The organism is Ewingella sp. AOP9-I1-14, assembly GCF_052375995.1.
Lineage (GTDB): Bacteria > Pseudomonadota > Gammaproteobacteria > Enterobacterales > Enterobacteriaceae > Ewingella > Ewingella allii.
Genome location: NZ_JBQSVA010000004.1, coordinates 300,898 through 317,719 on the forward strand (window position 1 = coordinate 300,898; position 16,822 = coordinate 317,719).

Sequence of the window (16,822 nt, forward strand, 5' to 3'; positions counted from 1 at the left end):
AGTTATGCCCCTAACAGGGTTTTGCCGGAAGACGTGGAAGGCGTTGAGGTGTCGCCCTGCGCTGATGTGAGGATTGTGGACTTCTGCCCGGCGGCGGCGCGGCGGCGGCGTTTCTCGTCGTCACTGGCGTTAATGACAGCTTCGTCTTGAGCCTGTGGCGCTGACTGAACGGCAGGAGCAGATGGTTTTGGTGAGCTACCGATGCACATAGGATTTCGTCCGCAAGAAATAATTACCATTTAACCATATAAGAATAAATATTGACAATTATTACCTGTATAGTTACCTTTTAGGTAATCACTGAGAGCGCAAGCCGGGTCAGCCTTTTAAACCCTATACAGTATAAAAACTGATACCGGTGCTCTTGGTGATTAGCAGTAGAACCACAGTTGAAGGAACGGTCGTAAAAACGACGCCGGAGCGTAACCGGCACACAACAGGTAAGAGCATCGTTCGATGTGGCTTTACTCCACCATGTCGAACCTTCCTAGACGGTGCTCTTTCCGTTGTGGTGAATGCGCAGGCTGATGTGCTAAACCGTGAGGGAGTGTCCCGAAAGGGTGCGCTACTTGTAACCAACCCATGCCGGAGATCAGCACCGGCCACCACAACCCAAATCATCCCATTGCTGTGTGTAGTCTTTCGCCTCCTTCGCCGGGGGCATTTTTTTAACGATGAGGAAATAGCTATGAGCAAGCCAGATACTAGCGCCAATGTGCGTCAACTTAACGAGCAACAGATCAAAGCCGATATGCAACGTCAGGCTCAATACGACAAACACCGCGTCAAGTTGGAGGCGTTGCGCGAATACATCCGCGAAAATGGACCTGCTGCTGGCACGTTGGCATCTGAGCAAATCAATAAGGCGTTCGATGCCATCACGCTTTAATCAATCAACCAACCGAATCAGAGGCAATTATGTCCGATAAAGATATCGAGCTAGAGATTCAGGCAAAAGGCAAAACCGCACCGCGCGTTACGTCTGAACATATTCAAAGCGTAATAGCTACTGAGCATTATTTTACAGCCGGGCAGGCCATTAGGAATGGAGGTATCACTAGCCACGTTTATGTTGATGCCGATGCCGGAAAGTCTTTTGTCGTTGGGCAGTCAGTGGAGCTTCTCACTTTCTGCGTGCTGGTCCTGCGCAACGGCTTTACCGTCACCGGCGAAAGTGCCTGCGCCAGTCCTGAAAACTTCGACGCTGAGATCGGGCGTAAGATTGCACGTGAGAATGCTGTGCAGAAAATCTGGGCGTTGGAAGGATATCGCCTGAAGCAGGTGTTATTCGAAGAGCAGTAACTGTAAGAGTTACATATCAGCCCGCCGCGTGCGGGCTTTTTTATTTGTACGGATCATAATCTGTGGCCACTTGGTTCGCCGCCAGCCCGCCGGGCATGTTCTGCCGCTTTGTGACTGGGAATGCAAACGTAATAGCCAGTGCATCCCCCTTGCCCGGTGACCGCCCTATCCGCTTCTTGATATCCTCCTTCGCTTCCAGCACGATTTTACCGTCAGTCCTGACCTTGTACTCTGCCGTGCTCAGGTCGTCGGCTGTTTCCTGATCGTCCAGAGAACCACCAAGTTTGAGCCAGGTCTTGGTGCTATTGTAAATCTCACCGCGCTTATTCAGCATCTGTGGGTCTGTTGAGCCTCCACCGAAGGCCACCAGTTGCCACGTTCTGCCCCATCCGTCCCCGATAGACTTGATACCCGTTCCGTAACCGAAGTCGATGAACACCTGATCGGCCTTGTACTGGTCCTCAAAGTCGGCGATGCGCTTCGCTGATATCAGGTCATCGGTAGTTTTTGGGTAGGTGCCAAGGCATTTACTGTGCAGCCCCTGCCGCAGGTAAATCACAAAGTCATCAGCGCCGGAGTATGCGGGGTCAACTCCGATGATGATCGGAGCGTGCGAAACTTCTGCCGCTGTCCATTGGCGCTTCATGGCTGCGTCGGTCAGGCCCGTTGGTATGAACTGAGCGTCGGAGACATCAGGGAACAGGCCACGAACACGGACCTTCACGAAGTCGCTGTCTTCTCCGTAGTCATCAACCCATTTCTGAATCTGCTCTTTGTTGGTGCCTTCCACTGTGCGGCTATCGATCTGCTTAGTAACCCAGCGATGCTTGAACTTGCGGAAGCACTCGCGGAACCGGCCAATGTTTCGCGTTGGGTTACCGAAGGCCAGCCAGATGATTTCTGTTTCCTTATCCGTCAGCGCACCCTCTGCCACCTCCCACACTTTGTCTGCAATGTTGGATGCCTCATCGAATATCAGCACGATGCGCTTACCGAGGTTGTGCAGACCGGCGAACGCCTCTGTGTTGTGCTCAGACCATGGCACGGCGTCGGCCTTCCAGCTCTTTGAGTGTGCTTCGTCGGTCGATGTGACGGCGGTTGCCGTGGGCTTGAACCAGTCGGCGGTAATGGAAAGGCGTTGCCACTTGGCGATCTCCGGCCACGTCTTGGTGCGCAACTGGTTCTCTGTGTTGGCGGTCACCACTATTTTGCAGTCTTCGCAGGTGGACATCGCCCAACTGAGTATCATGCCCATGTCAGCAGACTTGCCAATACCATGCCCGGAAGCGATAGCCAGCAGCAGTGGCTGGAATCTGGTTTCAGGGTTGCTGAGGTGATCACCGATCGTATTCATGGTGTCGGCCTGCCACGCGCGCGGGCCATCGTATCCTGATAGCTCCCCCTCTCCCCACGGGAACGCGTACAGCGCGAAGCCAAGCGGGTCATGGGTGAAGCTGGCCACCTCTTCGATCAGTTGCAGCTCTGCATCCTGCTCACTCATTCTTTATCAGCCTTTTTGTTAGCTATGCGCTGGCGGGCGGCGGCCATCTTGTCTGCCAGACTGAATGAAACGTCAACCTGAACGCGGTCACGGAACGCCGCCACGTCGACATGCTTACCGATGAGTTCAAGGACTTTGATTTTGTCGAGCAGCTTTATCTTTTTGAGGTAACCAATCTGCTCGCGGTCTTCGCCGCGGCCTTCGAATAATTCAGCCACTTCGAACCCTGAGATAGATTTGCGCCATACTGGTGGCCACTCTGAAACGGGTTTTATGCCACCTGAATCATTCAGAATATCGATAATGTCTGCGTCCATCATTTCGGCAAGCTTTCTCAGAACGTCATCAGCGCCCATCTTTACGCGCTTGTTACGCTCTCTCATCAGTTGCTCGATGCGATTGGAAACTTTCGGATTAGCCATCAGACCAGCAGCTTTCTGCGTGGCAGTCTTCGGGGAATAGCCAGCACGAATAGCAGCCTGCCGCTGCTGCGTTGGGTCTTTCAAATACTCTTGGCAGAATGCTTCCATCTGCGCGCTTAGTTTACCGCTGGATGCCATAAATAATTACCTCCTAGGTAATCATAACACGCAAAAGAAAACCGCCAAGCGGCGGTTATTCTCTATCAGCTTATGTTGTCGTGACATGTCACGCCGTCAATTTGGTCTCATGCCAGCCCATGGTCTGCCAGCAAGCACCTTCACCAACGAAAGCGCAACCCTGTTTATCGCCGGGCAGCGCGTCGCCGCACTTCTTACAGGTTCGCTTGGCCTGCTCTGCAAGCTGCGCCTTTAGTTCGGCGTTGTCTTTGCGGATCAGCATAGTGATGTACTCGTCCATGTCGTATGGCTCGCGCGCTGGGCGGCGCAGTGCGCAGTTCTCGCGGAGCATATCGACCTCTTGACTGTCGAGCGCCACCTCGACCTTTTGCACACCGGCGTCACGCTGGCGTGCCCGCTGCGCGGCTTTGCGCTCTGCTGCCGACTTAGCCATATCACTCATCTCCAATCTTCAAGAAATCCGTGGTACCACATAAGAAAAGCCCATTCCATCCGGCCTTTAAAGTCATGCCACTGGTATCTTTCTTCATACATGTTGTAGGTGCAGAACTCACGGAATCCATGAGTCATGTATTTGAACTTACGCCACTGGCAGTACATGGCAACATGAGCATGCATCAATCATCATCCTTAACGACGATCATCAAAGGCACGATGTTATCGACTGACAGGTGTATCACGTCATTCTGTCTTAGAGGGTGCAGCTTCTCGTTTTCACGCTGCAGGTGTAACGAGGTGCTGTTACCGTGGCGGGTGATATAGCGGACTCGGAACCATTCATTACCGACCGGAACCACGTCGTTGGGCACCACTTCTTTGAATGGTTTGACCTTTTCCTGCACCACTACAGGCTTATCCGGGTGGGTGAATACTGGAATTGCTGTTTCACCGTTCCCGCTAACACCCTCCTTATCGCTAACCTCAAGATACTCTTCGCAGTCATCAGGAGACCTACAGCCCATGTGGCGGGTTAAATATGCCACAGGCTCTTGCGTACCCAGGAGTGCGGCCAGTTCTGTCCTTAAGCGCCCAACCGTTAGCGCTATAGATTCGTTTTCAGAATCACGCTCACGCGCATAGCTTTCCGCCTCATCAGCCCGCTGGCGTTCTGCTTCGAGCTGGTCGAGGGCCTGCTCTGCTAACACTTGCCACGCCGACCAGTAAAGTTGATCAGCGCAGTGGGCGCAGATTTGAGAGTCATCTTCTGCCTTAACTGTGCCTGTGTGCTGCTTTCCGCAGTGGTCGCAATCCCGCCATACTGCGCGTGACCAATCATAACGGTCCCTGACAGGACGCATCAGCGCGTTGATATCTGTTGTCTCAGTCATTTTGCTCACCATAAAATGTAAACGACAGTGGCTTTAAAGGAGCCGCGAACGCCTTCTTTGCTCGGGCTATACCACGCTCTATAGCCATCGCGCGGGGTGGTGTGATACCAATTAACCTCGTGTTCACCTGCCGCATATTGCTGCGCGTCATCCGGATCAATTTCTTCCTGCTCAACCGCTGCTGCAATAACAGCCTCCATGGAGTGTTCACCACGTGCCATTAAGGTCTTACAGTCGTCACTCTTCAGAAGCTGCACGCTAATTTTGGGTGTCTCAGTCAAGAGGTTGCTCCTTCGCCTGCTGGAATGCCGCCTTTACCGCGTCACAAATGCGGCTCAGATATGTGTAATCGTGATTTTCTGCGGTAGGCCAGTCTAGATACCACGGCTCTTCGCCCATGAAGAATGCCAACTCTCTCGGACTTCCATTAATGATGCTGTCTCGGTCAGGTCGATAGAAGTCAACGTCAGACCAAAGAGATGACGCCTCACCTTTGGTCAGTTCGCTGTTTTTTCTAGCCCTTAAAATTTCCCGCCTTATGAATTCTTCATCAGCATCTTTATCTGCAATTCGGCTGTCTAGCATTGGAGACAGGCAGCCGATAAGGTAATCATTACTAGCAGAGCAGAAAAACTCCTCCACACTGTCGCGGCCAGTGCCACCCCAGTAAGCCGTCCATGACTTGCCGAAGCAGGTGATTGTTACCTTGCCTTTGTTTTCGGCAATGTTGTCAGCAATTACCTCTACAGGGTCGAGGCTCGTTAACTCAGTCAGGCGAAGGCGAGTAACTTTTGACGTTTCAATCTTCATCCCTTCCTCCCAGCGCGCAGATTGGCGGCGACATCACGAGCGGCCAGATAGGAAACCTTGTGCTCATTTGCTCGCTTTCGGCAAACATCGATAAGATCATCCACCCGAGCCTTGTGGTATTCCGCAACAGTATCGGCACCCTGTGCGCGGAGTTCTGCGGTGAATGCGTCGGCGTTGGGGGTTTGTACCGCCTCAACGCGAAACTCTGGGTCGCCAAGTTCTTCGGCAATAAACTGTAGGTTGCTTATGTTTCGTTCTTTAAGCGCCACATTCTCCGCCACCAACCCCAGCACATACTCAATGACCTCTTGCGGCAGCCCTTCAAGCGAAGGCATTCCAGCCTTAACCGCTGTTAACTCATTATTTTTCATAATATTTATCCCATTCAAAACGTTAACGATGATTACGCTCGCGCGCTTCTTGGACTTCTTTGCACCCGACGCATAGCTGCACGCCTTTGATGCTCAACCGGCGTTTCTCCGGTATTTCGTTGCCGCACTCGGTGCAGAATTTCTCTGACGGGCGTGTTGAATGCTGTGTTACTGCTTTGAGGCGCATGTCTAACAGGTGCTGCTCGCGCTCTGTAACCTGGTCTAAGTGGTCCATCAGGATTTAACTCCCAGCCCATGGCGGGCTATCAGCAGAGCGTCGGCAATGGCCTGCCCTTTTGCTTTGGCATCGAGGGCGCGCAGCGCTGGGTAAAGCTGAATTGCCCGGCTGCGTGCTGCGTCTTTGTCGCTGCCAATCAGGCCAGCTGATTTCTTCCATGCCTGCGGGGTAACGAGCGAGTACGGCAGGAACATGCCCTGCAATATCCCTTCGACGTTCCCCGCTGCGTGTCCGAACGTGAACATTGAGCTGACGCCCTGCCCCGGCATTGCGCCGACCTGTTCCAGATACGCATGTGCTATGGCGCCACGGTACTGAAGCAGGAAGGTGGCGACCTGCGCGCCGTTGACGCGGGCCTTGGCGCCGACTTTCACGGTTGGCGTGTTCAGGTGGCTGATGTAGTCGCCTGATTCACTGATAACCACGATGGCGCCGGAGCAGCCCGGATCGATACCAACGAAGAGTTTTGTCACTGCATTCTCCAAATTACCTTTAAGGTAACTATTACCTAACAGGTAATTATTATCAACATAAAAAACGCGTTTGCTTTCACAAAACGCACCATCGTTAAAACGCTCTGTAACGCATCACAATCGTTTGTGGATTTAATCCATCCCGATATGTGGCTGTGTTGCTCTTAATCGCTTACAGCGGGTAACTGCTTAAGAATTTGGTGCCTGTTTGTTTTTCATGTCCAGCAAGTCCATCCATGCAGGACGCTGGCGGGTTTTATTTTCGATTCTGGTTGCTGGAGTTGGGATCGTGCCACCAGCTGCTAACTTCACTGACCAATCCCTGATTTCGTTACGCAGGGCTTTATCGACTTCGACCTCTGACAGGTTGTATCGGACCATACGCAGGCGCACCGCTGTGCAAATCCAGTACAGCAGCCAGTTTGAGTTTGTCCATGGGAACAGCTCGGCGCTGTCGTAATAACCGCGGTCACGGCAGTATCGTTTAAATTCGGCCTTCACCTCATCGAGTGATAAACCAAGCTCTGTGCTCGATGTTGAATGAACCAGGGCCAAGAAATCCGTAAGGTCTGGCGCGTAATTATTCCCGTCCTCAAGGCTGCGTCTCATGCATGCGGCCATACCGGCCTTGATTTGGTCATTGCTGAGTTTGCCAATCGCTTGAATCCAGAGTGATGACGGGGCCGCACCGTTCCGGCCCGTCCATTTGTCCGTATACAGAACTACCATTTTCTCCCAGAACAGGATCGCTTTCGTCGTAGATGCCTTCTTGCTGCTTGAGTCTTGCTGTGGCTGCAAGGACGGCTTCGACTGCGCGGCCCTTGTAAGTATCTCCTGAACCATTTCCTCTGCTCGTTTCATGCTGCCCACCTTTGAGTTCAAATAAACCTGCCCAGCCGTTCGCCATGCTTTGCTGGACTATTGCCATCTGCTTCTGCTGGTTACCGCCTGACAGCTCGAGCAGTTTGGTTATCGCAGATCCCTCACTTCGAGAGGTCGGCGCATAAGCTTTGATTTTCATGTCCCGCCGGTAAAGCTTCCACTCTTCCCATGCCTGAGCATTGAGCTGTGGCGGGTAGTCAAAAACCTTTTTTGGTTTAACGGGGGATATAGGGGGATCTAAGTCTTTTATATCTTCTCTTCTCTTCTCTTCTCTGGTCTTCATTTTGTCCGCATCGGAAGCGGACATTTTGCGGACGCTTTTTTTCCGTGCTGCATCCTGTGCGCGACGCTTGGCAGATTGCCCGTTATGCTCGTCAAATCGGGGCATTACGAGGTTTTCACCGTCCATCTCAAGCCAGCCAACAGCCATCATTGCGCGGGAAAATCCGGGGAATCCGATCATGTCATCGAGCGTTTCGGGTGTGTAACCGTCAAGGAATCCATCAACAGAATGGACATCGAAAAGACACCATGCGGAATGTAGTCCGCCAACAATCCGAAGTCTGTCCGCTTTCAATGCGGACGCCATGCGGACAATTTTCGGATGGGTGTGCAGGTCAGCACGCATCTTGATCCAGTCACCGGCCATCAGCGCACCTCCCGAACATTCCCCTGAGCATTAATCTCGGCGCGTTTGGTGTGGATTAGTTTCCTGAGCTTGTTCTGGTATTCGGATGAATGCCGTGCGCTGCACTCAATGCATACGCCGTTACTGGTAAATCGCTCGGAATCGTGCCCATGACGGCATTTTTTTCCGGTGTAAAAACGTAGATTGCCTGCTTCGATGGCCTCTACTCTGGTCATAACCTTCATGATGCAGTCCTTTAACTGTGTTCTGAGATATAAGAATGCATCTTATTTTGCGAACGATCAACCGAATTTGGATTTTTGTTACCGACCTGCGAGACGCCCTTGATTTGCGCGCATAAAAAAACCTCCCGAAGGAGGTTTGGTTAACCTGGTGAAGGCTAGATGTGAATCATTCGTAAAAAAGACCTACGAATTTTTCCTTTGAAACTACGGCGCCATGCGCAACGCAAGCGGCATGCAGGCTGTCCATCAATTCGCGCTTCGGCACCTTTCTCTTATGAATGAGATGGGATTTTATGTATCCCGGCGTGGTGCCAGCTTCTGTTGCAACTTGCAGACGATTTGCATCACTGAGGCTCCGCCAGAAAAGTTTGAAGTCAAAATCGCTCATGTAGTCCTCGTTAATTGCGCTTCATCGGGCAAATAATTACCCAATTGGTGCCAAATCGCAAGGCGTATTACCCAACAGGTGCATTTACCTTTCCGGTAACTTTGTTTTAAATGTAGTCATCTTCATTACCGGATAGAACAGAAGCAAATGAAAAGCATTAGTGAGACGCGTCGGGAAAACCTGATTGAAATCATTCACCGAGACTTTGGCGGCCGTCAGGTCGGCTTGGCCTCAGCCATGGGAATACAGGCAAACCTGATCTCTCGCTGGATGGCTTCACCAAACAATAAAAACTTCAAAATCATCGGCGATGTGTCGGCCCGCAAGATTGAAACGGCAGCGCGCCGCCCAGCGTTCTGGCTGGACTCCGATCACGCTATGGCAATGGCCGCAGGTGTTGAGCCTGTAGATGTGAATACCGAGATCGGGCAGATAGCAGCAAAGAATCTTGCTGACTGGATGCAGGCAAACAGAGAGCTGAAGACGCAGGCCGCCGTCGCCGAAAAGGCGCAGGTTGGGCAGTCAACGATTAACCGACTGTTGAAGTGTGAGGCGAGCATCTCCATCAACAACCTGGCATCAATCGCTGGTGTGTTTGGCCGCCGTGCTTACGAGCTGCTGATCCCACCGCATGACGATTCGATAATCCAGTATGACCATTCTCGCTTTGCCGCGCTCCCGGCAGAAGAGAAAGCAAAAATCACCTCTTTCATCGATTTCATCATGAGCCAGAACCACGCCAAGTAATCCCCCTATCAGCGCTGTGCAGCATCATAGCGCCTGACACCTCTCAATATCCCGCGTCACAAATAATTACCCATCAGGTAACTTTATTTCTTGTTAACGATTGACAGCCACCATTTATGAATTTAAATTACCCCCATCAGTTACCTAACGGGTAACAGAAATTCTCACCGCTCTTTAAAAATCTGAATGACATACACCCCCGCAGCCGCGGCTTATCGAAGGAATATTGTATGTAAACGCAACGAGTAACTTCATCCTGCGCCCACCAGCTATCCGGGCGCAGCAGTGAAGTGATTTGTCTCGCCACAAATAATTACCTCACAGGTAATTAAAAGGAGTTTTTATGCGCTTCACGATCCGCAACGGTAAACACGTTTTCACCATCAACGGCCTAACCCGCGAATTTGCTGTGTTCCGCAGCGGCGTGGAATGGGCTTACACCACAAAGACAGCGATGAAAATCGCCAATGAACTTTAAGGACACAGCAATGAAATTAAGCATCGATAAAAAGGTGGCCATCGGCATGTTGGTATCAACCACAGCTGAGATTACTGCCGAAGTAACAAACAAATCTCTTCTCATTATCGGCGCCAGCAATACACCGGCGCTGGCAGACGAAGAGTTCAAGCAGTTGGGTAAAGACTTCGACGGCTTAGTAATGGCGGTACACGGCGTTCCTTCCGCTGACCAACTGGATGACGACACGTTTTTGGGCATGGTGAACAGCCTCTACACCAGTTATGCAGAGGTTGACCGCAGCTCCGGCGCACGCCGCGATTACATGAAGCGCTGGCTTGAGGTTGAAGCAGCGGAAGAAGTGCCAGAGCAAACACCGCAGCAGCAGCCCGTTCGAACACTCGCCGCTGGCGAGCTGGAAGATGAACCACCGGTAACCACTCCGGCTTATTTCGAGCCTGGTCGGTATGAAGGAATTTCAAACGATGCCTATCACTCCGCAAACGGTGTGAGCAGCACGCAGGTTAAAGATGCGCGGATCAGCCTGATGTACTACCACGGCCGACACGTGGCCAGAACCATCAAGAAAGAAAGCACCGAGGCGCTGACATTCGGGTCACTGGTGCATGCGATGGTGCTGGAGCCTGAAAAACTGGCAGAGGAGTTCAGTGTTCAGCCTGTAATTCCTGAAGGCGCTTTTACTGGCACAGAGTCAATGACGAAGTGGCTCAAGGAATATAACGCTAGCCTGCCACCTCTTCTGTCCAGCGATGAGATTAAGGCTTTGTTAGAAGCTCATAACGTGACATTAACGCCGCCACTGTCTTTGGGTGGCAGCTCTGACGATGTGGGCAACGTCTATACCTCCTTGCCTGAACAGTTTCAAACCATCCCAAAAGATGGAAAGTTCACGGCGACAGCGATGAAGGCTTGCATTAAGGAGTACAACGCGACTCTGCCACAACCTCTGAAGACATCCGGTAGCCGCGAAACCCTGCTTGAGCAGTTGGCAATCATCAATCCTGAACTGGTTGAAGAAGACCGCGCCAAGCCTGTGCCACTCAATACCAGCGGCACAAAAGATGAAATCAGTGAACGCATTAAAACGCTTAAACCCGATGCTCAGTTCGCTGATGAAATCTTTGCAATATGGAACGCTGACACCTCGAAAATTCAGGTTACGCGCCAGCAGCTCGAGCTGGCCACCAGCATCCAGCAGGCCGTGTTTAACCACCCGTCAGCCGGCGGATTAGTCAACAACCCTAACCGCGCGGTCGAGGTCAGTTATTTCGGAATGGACGAAGACACCGGCCTTGATGTTCGAGTGCGCCCGGATATGGAAATTGACTTCAACGGCATCCGTGTTTGCTTCGACCTCAAAACGGTCAGTCTTGGCCGTATCAAGCAGGAAGCTCTACGCGCCAAACTTCACCGCACCATCATCGATATGGACTACCACGTTAGCGCCGCGATGTATTGCGATGTTGCCGACATGTCCCAGTTCTTCTGGATATTCGTCAACAAAGACGATGGCTATCACTGGATCGCCATCGTGGAAGCCTCAGAAGACGAACTGGAGTTGGGCCGCCTCGAATACAAAAAGGCGCTGCGCGACATCCAGAACGCTCAAGACACAGGCATCTGGCCTGCCCCAATCACCAGTGAGCTGGTGGATGAACTAAACGACTTTGACCTGCGCCGCCTCGAATCGCTGCGCCTCGCTTAACTGGAGATAAAACATGAACCAACAATTAACCGTGGCTGAAATGAACGCGCAGCCTTCAACTATGAATGGCGTTTCCATGATGCTCAGCGCGGACGGCATGGACCGCATCATCAAGTTTTCAGAATTGATGTCGGCGGGCAAGGTATCGGTGCCGACTCACTTCCAGAACAAACCAGCTGACTGCATGGCAATCGTGATGCAGTCGATGCGCTGGGGTATGGACCCGTTTGTTGTGGCGCAAAAAACGCACGTCATCAACGGGACGCTGGGATACGAAGCGCAGCTGGTCAATGCAGTGGTAACCAGCTCAACGGCAGTACAGGGCCGATTCCACTTCGAATATGGCGGTGAATGGGACCGCATCGGCGGAGTAGCGCCAGACAAACGCGATGAATCAGGGCTGTTTATCAAAGTTGGCGCAATCCTGCGGGGTGAATCTGAAATCACATGGGGTGAGCCGGTATATCTGGCAGATGTTAAAACGCGCAACTCACCTCTCTGGAAGACTCAACCAAAGCAGCAGATTGCTTATTTGGGCATCAAGTACTGGGCGCGCCTCTACTGCCCTGAAGTGTTGCTTGGCGTTTATACCCCTGATGAGATTGATCAGCGCAGCGAGAAGGAAATCAACCCACCCACAGAGCGCGCCAGCATTCGCCAGATGTCGGAGAAAGAAGTCGGACAAACAGTGGTTGCTGAACCTGAACAGGGGTCTGCGCCAACGGCGGACACCTCAAGACTTGAATCTGAGTATCTCGCTCAGATCGAAGCGGCGGACACCTGCGATAAAGCTAAGGCCATCCGCGCCGATTTGGACGACCAGAAAGCGGCCTTGGGCAACGCGCTGTTTACTGCCCTGAAAGGTAAAGCGGTCGCCAAATACCATCAGCTTGATTCGCGTCACGCGGTTGAGGCAGCCATCAACAGCTTGGACATTTCAGACCCTGAGGCAAAAGAGCAATTCGGCAAGGTAGAGCAGTTGCTCAACAGCCGTAAGCAGAAGCTCGGGGCGGACCTGTTCGACGCCTTCACCATCACCCTGAACGACCTGCGACCAGAATTCCAATAACCACCAGCGCGGGGCAGTCGCCCCGCCACTCTTGAGGATCCCCCAATGAAAGCAGCAATTAGAAAGCCGGAACTCTTGAAGATGGTTCCGTTATCCGAGTACGCCATTGACCAGTTGGAGAAGTCCGGCGACTTCCCGAAGCGCTTCCCGCTCACCAGCCGCGCCGTGGCGTGGAATCTTGACGAGGTAGAGGATTGGCTCGATAAGCGCCAGGCTAACGCCGCCACCGCTGTTCGTGATCCTTCCCTGTCAGCGAAGAATGCGCGCAACCCTAACCACATGAAGGCGCAGCGCCGCGCCGAAGCCCACGCGGGGATGTGACCATGAAAGAACGCCCTATTTTATTCAACGCTGAAATGGTTAAGGCCATTCTCAGCGGTCGCAAGACGCAGACACGGAGGATCATGCGAGACCAACCCGAGGTTATTCCGCCAGAAGATGAATGTGGAGTGCCCGGCTACTGGATTCCATGCCACGCCGCAAAAATGATGGTTCGTAACGACATGATGAAAATTTCATGTCCGCTTGGGATGCGAGGGGATCAGCTCTGGGTGCGCGAGGCCTTCAGGATGGCAAAAAGCCTTGATCGCCATTCTCCGAATGTTGTTGCGGAGTTGTCCCTTAATGCCGGTTACAAAACCCCATGGGCACCAATTCAATTAGAAGCCGATGGCGCGCGTACTGGCAAGTGGACTGGGTTTGATACTCCACCAGCAGTAACAGAGCCGGGAAAGCTCCGCCCCTCTCTGCACATGCCGCGCTGGGCGTCTCGCATCGACCTGCGGATCACCGGCGTGCGGGTAGAACGGCTGAACAGCATCACGAACGCCGATGCCAAAGCAGAAGGATACCCGGCGGAACGGGAAATTTACGGAGGCTCAACTGACGCTTGGCTCTGGTTCCGTGACCTCTGGGACGGCATCTACCCGGATAACACTTTCAAGGTTAACCCTTGGGTATGGGTCATCGAATTCAAACGAGTAGGCGGTGACCTATGACACTGGGATACATCAACCTATCAAAACAGGCAGTGGCCGCAGAGAAGCGCGGCGACTTTGCCGAGGCTGCGAAGCTGTGGGAAGACGCCAATCGCGTGGCCCATGGCAAAAACGTCTACTGGTCTGATGAACGCGCAGATTTCTGCCGCAAATCAGAAAAGCGAACCAAGATATTGGCCGGGGAGGCATTCCCACATGAACGAACCAACTGAAAAACAGAAGCCTGAGCCGCCTCTGCTGGACTTCAACCGAGCGGCCGGTAAAAGCCGAAACCAGTCTAAGTTGGCCGAGCTGAAAGCTAAGCATGGGATTAAGGGGAAGTCAGAATAATGGACAAAAACCGAGAAGCGTTTGAAGCGTGGTGCATGAATCAGTGCAACTACGACACATCCAAGAAAGACCGAACCGGCAGCTATCGCAGCATTCGCACAACGCTGGCCTTCAAGGTGTGGCAGGCATCCCGACAGGCGATTGAGGTTGAGTTGCCAACCAAATTACCAGAAGAGGAACTTACCAACCTCTCCTACAACCTTGGTTTAGAGCACGCATCTGTAGCCATAAAATATGTCGGAATTAGAGTAAGGGAGGAATGACCATGCACTACTGGCTAATTCCTCTCATCGGTTGGGCTGTCATGCTCTTGGTTTACTTCCCCGTAATGACATTTCTCCATAAGCGCCGCCGTAAAGCATGGGCGGTGATGTGCCGGGCCGATAGTTTTTACTTACGCTATCGGGTAGCAAAAATTTACCTGCCAGAGGTTATTCGACAATGACCTACCAACTGATTTACTGCGACCCGCCTTGGCGCTACGACAACGTGATCAGCAACGGTGCAGCCGGTAATCACTACGGCACCATGTCGCTCACTGACCTGATTCGGCTGCCGGTCTGGTCTATTGCCGCTGAGAACGCCGTGCTGGCGATGTGGTACACCGGCACCCACAACGCCGAAGCCGTGAAGCTGGCCGAGGCGTGGGGGTTCAAAGTCAAAACCATGAAGGGCTTCACGTGGGTGAAGCTGAACCAGTTGGCCGAGCAGCACATTAACAAGGCGCTGGCCGCCGGAGAGGTTGAGGATTTTTACGACTTCCTCGATTTGCTGAACGGCCAGACGCGCATGAACGGCGGGAATTACACCCGCGCCAATAGCGAGGATCTGCTGATCGCCGTGCGCGGTACCGGGCTGGAACGCGCCAGCGCCAGCGTGAAACAGGTTATCTACTCGCCGTTGGGCGAGCACAGTGCCAAGCCTTGGGAAGCACGGCACCGGCTCGAGCTGCTTTATGGTGACGTGTCACGCATCGAGTTGTTCAGCCGCGGCGACGCCGAGGGCTGGAACCACTGGGGGAACGAGTGCCCGCGCAGTGATATCGAGTTGGCAGGCGCGCAGTTCCAGCAACAAAATCAACCGCAAAATATTCCGGAAACTATTCCACAGGAGAACGCAGCGTGAAAATATTCATCTTCCTGGCTTCAATTTTCATATTCATCCAGACGGCAATGGCAAATGAGCAGGTCTGCTCTACTGACAGTGGTGACAGTTACAAGGTAACTCAGTGTACTGGTGGATACGTGACTATTATTAATTATAAAACCAGAACAGTTACTGTTTGCCGGTCATCGATTGGCAAGCTTTCTGGTGATACGGTTTCATGTGTAGAGGTAAAAGAAAAATGATATCCGCAATCACATTGATGGCAAGGCTGCCGCAACTAGCGGCAGTTCTCGGGGCAATATATCTGGCATCACAGGGAAAGGATGGCTGGGGGTGGTTGGTTTTTTTAGCGTTAGTAATGGACTGTTCCATCGAACTGAAAACAGATTAACCCTTCTCCTTCTCGATCCACCCATCCACCATATCCGCCCACTGCTGCAACATGTCCCGGCGCTGCTCCGCGTATTCTGCTTTGTTGTAGACTGCGCGGACGCCGCGCTGCTCATGCGCCAGACACTTCTCAATCCAGTCAGTATTAAATCCCGCCTCATGCAGTAGCGTTGATGCCGTCCGCCGCAGGTCATGCACGGTGAAATGCTCTAGTTCTATTCCCTGTTTAACACTCATCATTTTGATAGCATTACGGATCAAAGCATTTAGTGCTGAATCTGACAGCGGAGAGTCGTCACTGAACCTACCAGGGTGAATGTAAGCTGCATTGCCGTATATAACATTCAATCCGACCAGTATGTCGTACGCCTGATCAGAAAGATAAACGACGTGTACCCGTGACATTTTCATCAGTGATGCTGGAATGGTCAGGGTTCTTTTCTCGAAGTCCACCATGTCCCATGTAGCAAGAACGAGTTCACTTTTTCTGAGCATTGTCAGCAGGAGAAGCTTCAACAGCATACGCATTGATGGTGCGTGACCTGTACAGTTGAGACCGTTGAAGAACTGGCCTATCTCCCTCTCCGTCAGGGTCCTGTCTCTTGGCTTGAATTTAGCGATGCTACCTGCGCGGATTCTATCAGCCGGATTATCACCCTCGTATCCCCTGTCCTGTGCAAACCTGAAAACCTTCCCAACGATATCCCTGATCAATAGAGCTGTGGATGGTGCGCCACCGTCACGGATTTTCTCGCAGTGCTCTCTCAATAATGATGGCGTGATCTCTTTCAACATCATCTTCCCGTATACCGGTGTGATGTGCTTATTCAGGGTTGCTGTGCGCAACGCCATTGTTGAAGGTGCAATATCCCACTGCTTGAACCAAGCATCAGCATAATCCGAGAACCTGGTGGCATTCTTTACGCTGGATTTACTCTGTCTTTTTTTAACGGACGGAGACTCACCAGCATCAACCATCTTTTTGGCTTCGTTAAGTTTCTCTCTGGCCTCTGCCAAAGTTATCCCATCAGGTCCGTACCTTCCGATCGTCAGCGTTTCACGGCGACCGTTAATGCGGTAGTCATATCGAAAGCTGACGGTACCGCCAGTTGACACGGCAACATATAGGCCGTCTCTGTCTGAAACCTTGTACAGCCTGGCCTGTGGCTTGAGGCTCTTTAATTTTGTGTCAGTGAGCATGGGGATTTTCCAAAGTTCAATACCGTCGGTGGTTACCTAAAAGGTGCCGGTATAAGAGCGATAAACTTACTC

The 16,822-nt window shown here is 52.3% G+C and carries 27 protein-coding genes; 12 read left to right on the forward strand and 15 right to left on the reverse strand.

Annotation, left to right across the window (positions count from 1 at the left end; genetic code table 11):
• Window positions 1-2 precede the first annotated feature (2 nt).
• Complete coding sequence (locus ACT3RT_RS13955; protein ID WP_485900640.1) at window positions 3-209, reverse strand: hypothetical protein; 207 nt, start codon at window positions 207-209, stop codon at window positions 3-5.
• A gap of 479 nt (window positions 210-688) precedes the next feature.
• On the opposite strand from ACT3RT_RS13955, the gene ACT3RT_RS13960 reads away from it, so the two are divergent.
• Entirely contained in the window at window positions 689-889 is a 201-nt protein-coding gene (locus tag ACT3RT_RS13960) for a hypothetical protein (protein ID WP_496203173.1), read from the forward strand.
• Between the two features lie 29 nt (window positions 890-918).
• The gene (locus ACT3RT_RS13965; protein WP_496203174.1) at window positions 919-1,302 is read left to right on the forward strand and encodes a Gp49 family protein; all 384 of its coding nucleotides are present in this window, start codon (window positions 919-921) and stop codon (window positions 1,300-1,302) included.
• Between the two features lie 40 nt (window positions 1,303-1,342).
• On the opposite strand, the gene ACT3RT_RS13970 is transcribed toward ACT3RT_RS13965, so the two are convergent.
• The 13 genes from ACT3RT_RS13970 to ACT3RT_RS14030 all read right to left on the reverse strand — a co-directional run bounded on the left by ACT3RT_RS13970 (window position 1,343) and on the right by ACT3RT_RS14030 (window position 8,726).
• Entirely contained in the window at window positions 1,343-2,803 is a 1,461-nt protein-coding gene (locus ACT3RT_RS13970; RefSeq protein ID WP_496203175.1) for a terminase, read from the reverse strand.
• Complete coding sequence (locus tag ACT3RT_RS13975; RefSeq protein WP_496203176.1) at window positions 2,800-3,363, reverse strand: terminase small subunit; 564 nt, start codon at window positions 3,361-3,363, stop codon at window positions 2,800-2,802. Before ACT3RT_RS13975 ends, ACT3RT_RS13970 begins: the two co-directional genes overlap by 4 nt.
• 88 nt (window positions 3,364-3,451) lie before the next feature.
• Window positions 3,452-3,796 carry a hypothetical protein gene (locus ACT3RT_RS13980; protein WP_496203177.1) on the reverse strand — a complete coding sequence of 115 codons (345 nt, stop codon included), beginning with the start codon at window positions 3,794-3,796 and terminating at the stop codon, window positions 3,452-3,454.
• A gap of 184 nt (window positions 3,797-3,980) precedes the next feature.
• Window positions 3,981-4,691, reverse strand: coding sequence for a hypothetical protein (locus tag ACT3RT_RS13985; RefSeq protein WP_496203178.1), 711 nt, complete (start codon window positions 4,689-4,691; stop codon window positions 3,981-3,983).
• A 5-nt stretch (window positions 4,692-4,696) separates the two neighbouring features.
• Window positions 4,697-4,972 carry a hypothetical protein gene (locus ACT3RT_RS13990; protein ID WP_496203179.1) on the reverse strand — a complete coding sequence of 92 codons (276 nt, stop codon included), beginning with the start codon at window positions 4,970-4,972 and terminating at the stop codon, window positions 4,697-4,699.
• A complete protein-coding gene (locus tag ACT3RT_RS13995; RefSeq protein ID WP_496203180.1) occupies window positions 4,965-5,501 on the reverse strand; it encodes a hypothetical protein in 537 nt (178 codons plus the stop codon). Before ACT3RT_RS13995 ends, ACT3RT_RS13990 begins: the two co-directional genes overlap by 8 nt.
• The gene (locus tag ACT3RT_RS14000) at window positions 5,498-5,872 is read right to left on the reverse strand and encodes a hypothetical protein (protein ID WP_496203181.1); all 375 of its coding nucleotides are present in this window, start codon (window positions 5,870-5,872) and stop codon (window positions 5,498-5,500) included. The genes ACT3RT_RS13995 and ACT3RT_RS14000 overlap by 4 nt, the downstream gene beginning before the upstream one ends.
• 22 nt (window positions 5,873-5,894) lie before the next feature.
• Window positions 5,895-6,107, reverse strand: a complete 213-nt coding sequence (locus ACT3RT_RS14005) for a TraR/DksA C4-type zinc finger protein (RefSeq protein WP_485900656.1) — start codon at window positions 6,105-6,107, stop codon at window positions 5,895-5,897.
• Window positions 6,107-6,583 carry a hypothetical protein gene (locus tag ACT3RT_RS14010; protein ID WP_496203182.1) on the reverse strand — a complete coding sequence of 159 codons (477 nt, stop codon included), beginning with the start codon at window positions 6,581-6,583 and terminating at the stop codon, window positions 6,107-6,109. Before ACT3RT_RS14010 ends, ACT3RT_RS14005 begins: the two co-directional genes overlap by 1 nt.
• 189 nt (window positions 6,584-6,772) lie before the next feature.
• Entirely contained in the window at window positions 6,773-7,192 is a 420-nt protein-coding gene (locus tag ACT3RT_RS14015; protein WP_496203183.1) for a replication protein P, read from the reverse strand.
• Window positions 7,193-7,220: 28 nt separating this feature from the next.
• The gene (locus ACT3RT_RS14020) at window positions 7,221-8,114 is read right to left on the reverse strand and encodes a DNA replication domain protein (RefSeq protein ID WP_496203184.1); all 894 of its coding nucleotides are present in this window, start codon (window positions 8,112-8,114) and stop codon (window positions 7,221-7,223) included.
• On the reverse strand, window positions 8,114-8,338 hold the full coding sequence (locus ACT3RT_RS14025) for a hypothetical protein (RefSeq protein ID WP_496203185.1): 225 nt from the start codon (window positions 8,336-8,338) through the stop codon (window positions 8,114-8,116). Before ACT3RT_RS14025 ends, ACT3RT_RS14020 begins: the two co-directional genes overlap by 1 nt.
• A gap of 166 nt (window positions 8,339-8,504) precedes the next feature.
• Window positions 8,505-8,726 (reverse strand): hypothetical protein, encoded by a 222-nt coding sequence (locus tag ACT3RT_RS14030; protein ID WP_496203186.1) that lies wholly within the window; start codon window positions 8,724-8,726, stop codon window positions 8,505-8,507.
• Window positions 8,727-8,873: 147 nt separating this feature from the next.
• Here ACT3RT_RS14030 and ACT3RT_RS14035 point away from each other — a divergent pair, with 147 nt between their 5' ends.
• The 10 genes from ACT3RT_RS14035 to ACT3RT_RS14080 all read left to right on the forward strand — a co-directional run bounded on the left by ACT3RT_RS14035 (window position 8,874) and on the right by ACT3RT_RS14080 (window position 15,178).
• Complete coding sequence (locus tag ACT3RT_RS14035) at window positions 8,874-9,473, forward strand: helix-turn-helix domain-containing protein (protein WP_496203187.1); 600 nt, start codon at window positions 8,874-8,876, stop codon at window positions 9,471-9,473.
• Between the two features lie 343 nt (window positions 9,474-9,816).
• Window positions 9,817-9,951 carry a hypothetical protein gene (locus ACT3RT_RS14040; RefSeq protein ID WP_485900667.1) on the forward strand — a complete coding sequence of 45 codons (135 nt, stop codon included), beginning with the start codon at window positions 9,817-9,819 and terminating at the stop codon, window positions 9,949-9,951.
• A 10-nt stretch (window positions 9,952-9,961) separates the two neighbouring features.
• Window positions 9,962-11,656 (forward strand): PD-(D/E)XK nuclease-like domain-containing protein, encoded by a 1,695-nt coding sequence (locus tag ACT3RT_RS14045; protein WP_496203188.1) that lies wholly within the window; start codon window positions 9,962-9,964, stop codon window positions 11,654-11,656.
• A gap of 13 nt (window positions 11,657-11,669) precedes the next feature.
• Window positions 11,670-12,725, forward strand: a complete 1,056-nt coding sequence (locus ACT3RT_RS14050) for a RecT family recombinase (RefSeq protein ID WP_496203189.1) — start codon at window positions 11,670-11,672, stop codon at window positions 12,723-12,725.
• Window positions 12,726-12,770: 45 nt separating this feature from the next.
• Window positions 12,771-13,046, forward strand: coding sequence for a helix-turn-helix transcriptional regulator (locus ACT3RT_RS14055; protein WP_485900671.1), 276 nt, complete (start codon window positions 12,771-12,773; stop codon window positions 13,044-13,046).
• A 2-nt stretch (window positions 13,047-13,048) separates the two neighbouring features.
• On the forward strand, window positions 13,049-13,723 hold the full coding sequence (locus ACT3RT_RS14060) for a hypothetical protein (RefSeq protein ID WP_496203190.1): 675 nt from the start codon (window positions 13,049-13,051) through the stop codon (window positions 13,721-13,723).
• A complete protein-coding gene (locus ACT3RT_RS14065; RefSeq protein ID WP_496203191.1) occupies window positions 13,720-13,935 on the forward strand; it encodes an ANR family transcriptional regulator in 216 nt (71 codons plus the stop codon). The genes ACT3RT_RS14060 and ACT3RT_RS14065 overlap by 4 nt, the downstream gene beginning before the upstream one ends.
• Entirely contained in the window at window positions 13,919-14,053 is a 135-nt protein-coding gene (locus ACT3RT_RS14070; protein WP_496203192.1) for a hypothetical protein, read from the forward strand. The genes ACT3RT_RS14065 and ACT3RT_RS14070 overlap by 17 nt, the downstream gene beginning before the upstream one ends.
• On the forward strand, window positions 14,053-14,316 hold the full coding sequence (locus ACT3RT_RS14075; RefSeq protein ID WP_496203193.1) for a hypothetical protein: 264 nt from the start codon (window positions 14,053-14,055) through the stop codon (window positions 14,314-14,316). The genes ACT3RT_RS14070 and ACT3RT_RS14075 overlap by 1 nt, the downstream gene beginning before the upstream one ends.
• A gap of 178 nt (window positions 14,317-14,494) precedes the next feature.
• Window positions 14,495-15,178, forward strand: coding sequence for an MT-A70 family methyltransferase (locus tag ACT3RT_RS14080; RefSeq protein WP_496203194.1), 684 nt, complete (start codon window positions 14,495-14,497; stop codon window positions 15,176-15,178).
• Between the two features lie 369 nt (window positions 15,179-15,547).
• Here the strand turns inward: ACT3RT_RS14080 and ACT3RT_RS14085 are convergent, their stop codons facing one another.
• Complete coding sequence (locus ACT3RT_RS14085) at window positions 15,548-16,750, reverse strand: tyrosine-type recombinase/integrase (protein ID WP_496203195.1); 1,203 nt, start codon at window positions 16,748-16,750, stop codon at window positions 15,548-15,550.
• Window positions 16,751-16,822: the final 72 nt, after the last annotated feature.

Bases quoted from the DNA above. Each gene is read 5' to 3' on its own strand.
- ACT3RT_RS13955 (WP_485900640.1), bottom strand. From the start codon at position 209: ATGTGCATCGGTAGCTCACCAAAACCATCTGCTCCTGCCGTTCAGTCA.
- ACT3RT_RS13960 (WP_496203173.1), top strand. From the start codon at position 689: ATGAGCAAGCCAGATACTAGCGCCAATGTGCGTCAACTTAACGAGCAA.
- ACT3RT_RS13965 (WP_496203174.1), top strand. From the start codon at position 919: ATGTCCGATAAAGATATCGAGCTAGAGATTCAGGCAAAAGGCAAAACC.
- ACT3RT_RS13970 (WP_496203175.1), bottom strand. From the start codon at position 2,803: ATGAGTGAGCAGGATGCAGAGCTGCAACTGATCGAAGAGGTGGCCAGC.
- ACT3RT_RS13975 (WP_496203176.1), bottom strand. From the start codon at position 3,363: ATGGCATCCAGCGGTAAACTAAGCGCGCAGATGGAAGCATTCTGCCAA.
- ACT3RT_RS13980 (WP_496203177.1), bottom strand. From the start codon at position 3,796: ATGGCTAAGTCGGCAGCAGAGCGCAAAGCCGCGCAGCGGGCACGCCAG.
- ACT3RT_RS13985 (WP_496203178.1), bottom strand. From the start codon at position 4,691: ATGACTGAGACAACAGATATCAACGCGCTGATGCGTCCTGTCAGGGAC.
- ACT3RT_RS13995 (WP_496203180.1), bottom strand. From the start codon at position 5,501: ATGAAGATTGAAACGTCAAAAGTTACTCGCCTTCGCCTGACTGAGTTA.
- ACT3RT_RS14000 (WP_496203181.1), bottom strand. From the start codon at position 5,872: ATGAAAAATAATGAGTTAACAGCGGTTAAGGCTGGAATGCCTTCGCTT.
- ACT3RT_RS14005 (WP_485900656.1), bottom strand. From the start codon at position 6,107: ATGGACCACTTAGACCAGGTTACAGAGCGCGAGCAGCACCTGTTAGAC.
- ACT3RT_RS14015 (WP_496203183.1), bottom strand. From the start codon at position 7,192: ATGAGACGCAGCCTTGAGGACGGGAATAATTACGCGCCAGACCTTACG.
- ACT3RT_RS14020 (WP_496203184.1), bottom strand. From the start codon at position 8,114: ATGGCCGGTGACTGGATCAAGATGCGTGCTGACCTGCACACCCATCCG.
- ACT3RT_RS14025 (WP_496203185.1), bottom strand. From the start codon at position 8,338: ATGAAGGTTATGACCAGAGTAGAGGCCATCGAAGCAGGCAATCTACGT.
- ACT3RT_RS14030 (WP_496203186.1), bottom strand. From the start codon at position 8,726: ATGAGCGATTTTGACTTCAAACTTTTCTGGCGGAGCCTCAGTGATGCA.
- ACT3RT_RS14035 (WP_496203187.1), top strand. From the start codon at position 8,874: ATGAAAAGCATTAGTGAGACGCGTCGGGAAAACCTGATTGAAATCATT.
- ACT3RT_RS14040 (WP_485900667.1), top strand. From the start codon at position 9,817: ATGCGCTTCACGATCCGCAACGGTAAACACGTTTTCACCATCAACGGC.
- ACT3RT_RS14045 (WP_496203188.1), top strand. From the start codon at position 9,962: ATGAAATTAAGCATCGATAAAAAGGTGGCCATCGGCATGTTGGTATCA.
- ACT3RT_RS14050 (WP_496203189.1), top strand. From the start codon at position 11,670: ATGAACCAACAATTAACCGTGGCTGAAATGAACGCGCAGCCTTCAACT.
- ACT3RT_RS14055 (WP_485900671.1), top strand. From the start codon at position 12,771: ATGAAAGCAGCAATTAGAAAGCCGGAACTCTTGAAGATGGTTCCGTTA.
- ACT3RT_RS14060 (WP_496203190.1), top strand. From the start codon at position 13,049: ATGAAAGAACGCCCTATTTTATTCAACGCTGAAATGGTTAAGGCCATT.
- ACT3RT_RS14065 (WP_496203191.1), top strand. From the start codon at position 13,720: ATGACACTGGGATACATCAACCTATCAAAACAGGCAGTGGCCGCAGAG.
- ACT3RT_RS14070 (WP_496203192.1), top strand. From the start codon at position 13,919: ATGAACGAACCAACTGAAAAACAGAAGCCTGAGCCGCCTCTGCTGGAC.
- ACT3RT_RS14075 (WP_496203193.1), top strand. From the start codon at position 14,053: ATGGACAAAAACCGAGAAGCGTTTGAAGCGTGGTGCATGAATCAGTGC.
- ACT3RT_RS14080 (WP_496203194.1), top strand. From the start codon at position 14,495: ATGACCTACCAACTGATTTACTGCGACCCGCCTTGGCGCTACGACAAC.
- ACT3RT_RS14085 (WP_496203195.1), bottom strand. From the start codon at position 16,750: ATGCTCACTGACACAAAATTAAAGAGCCTCAAGCCACAGGCCAGGCTG.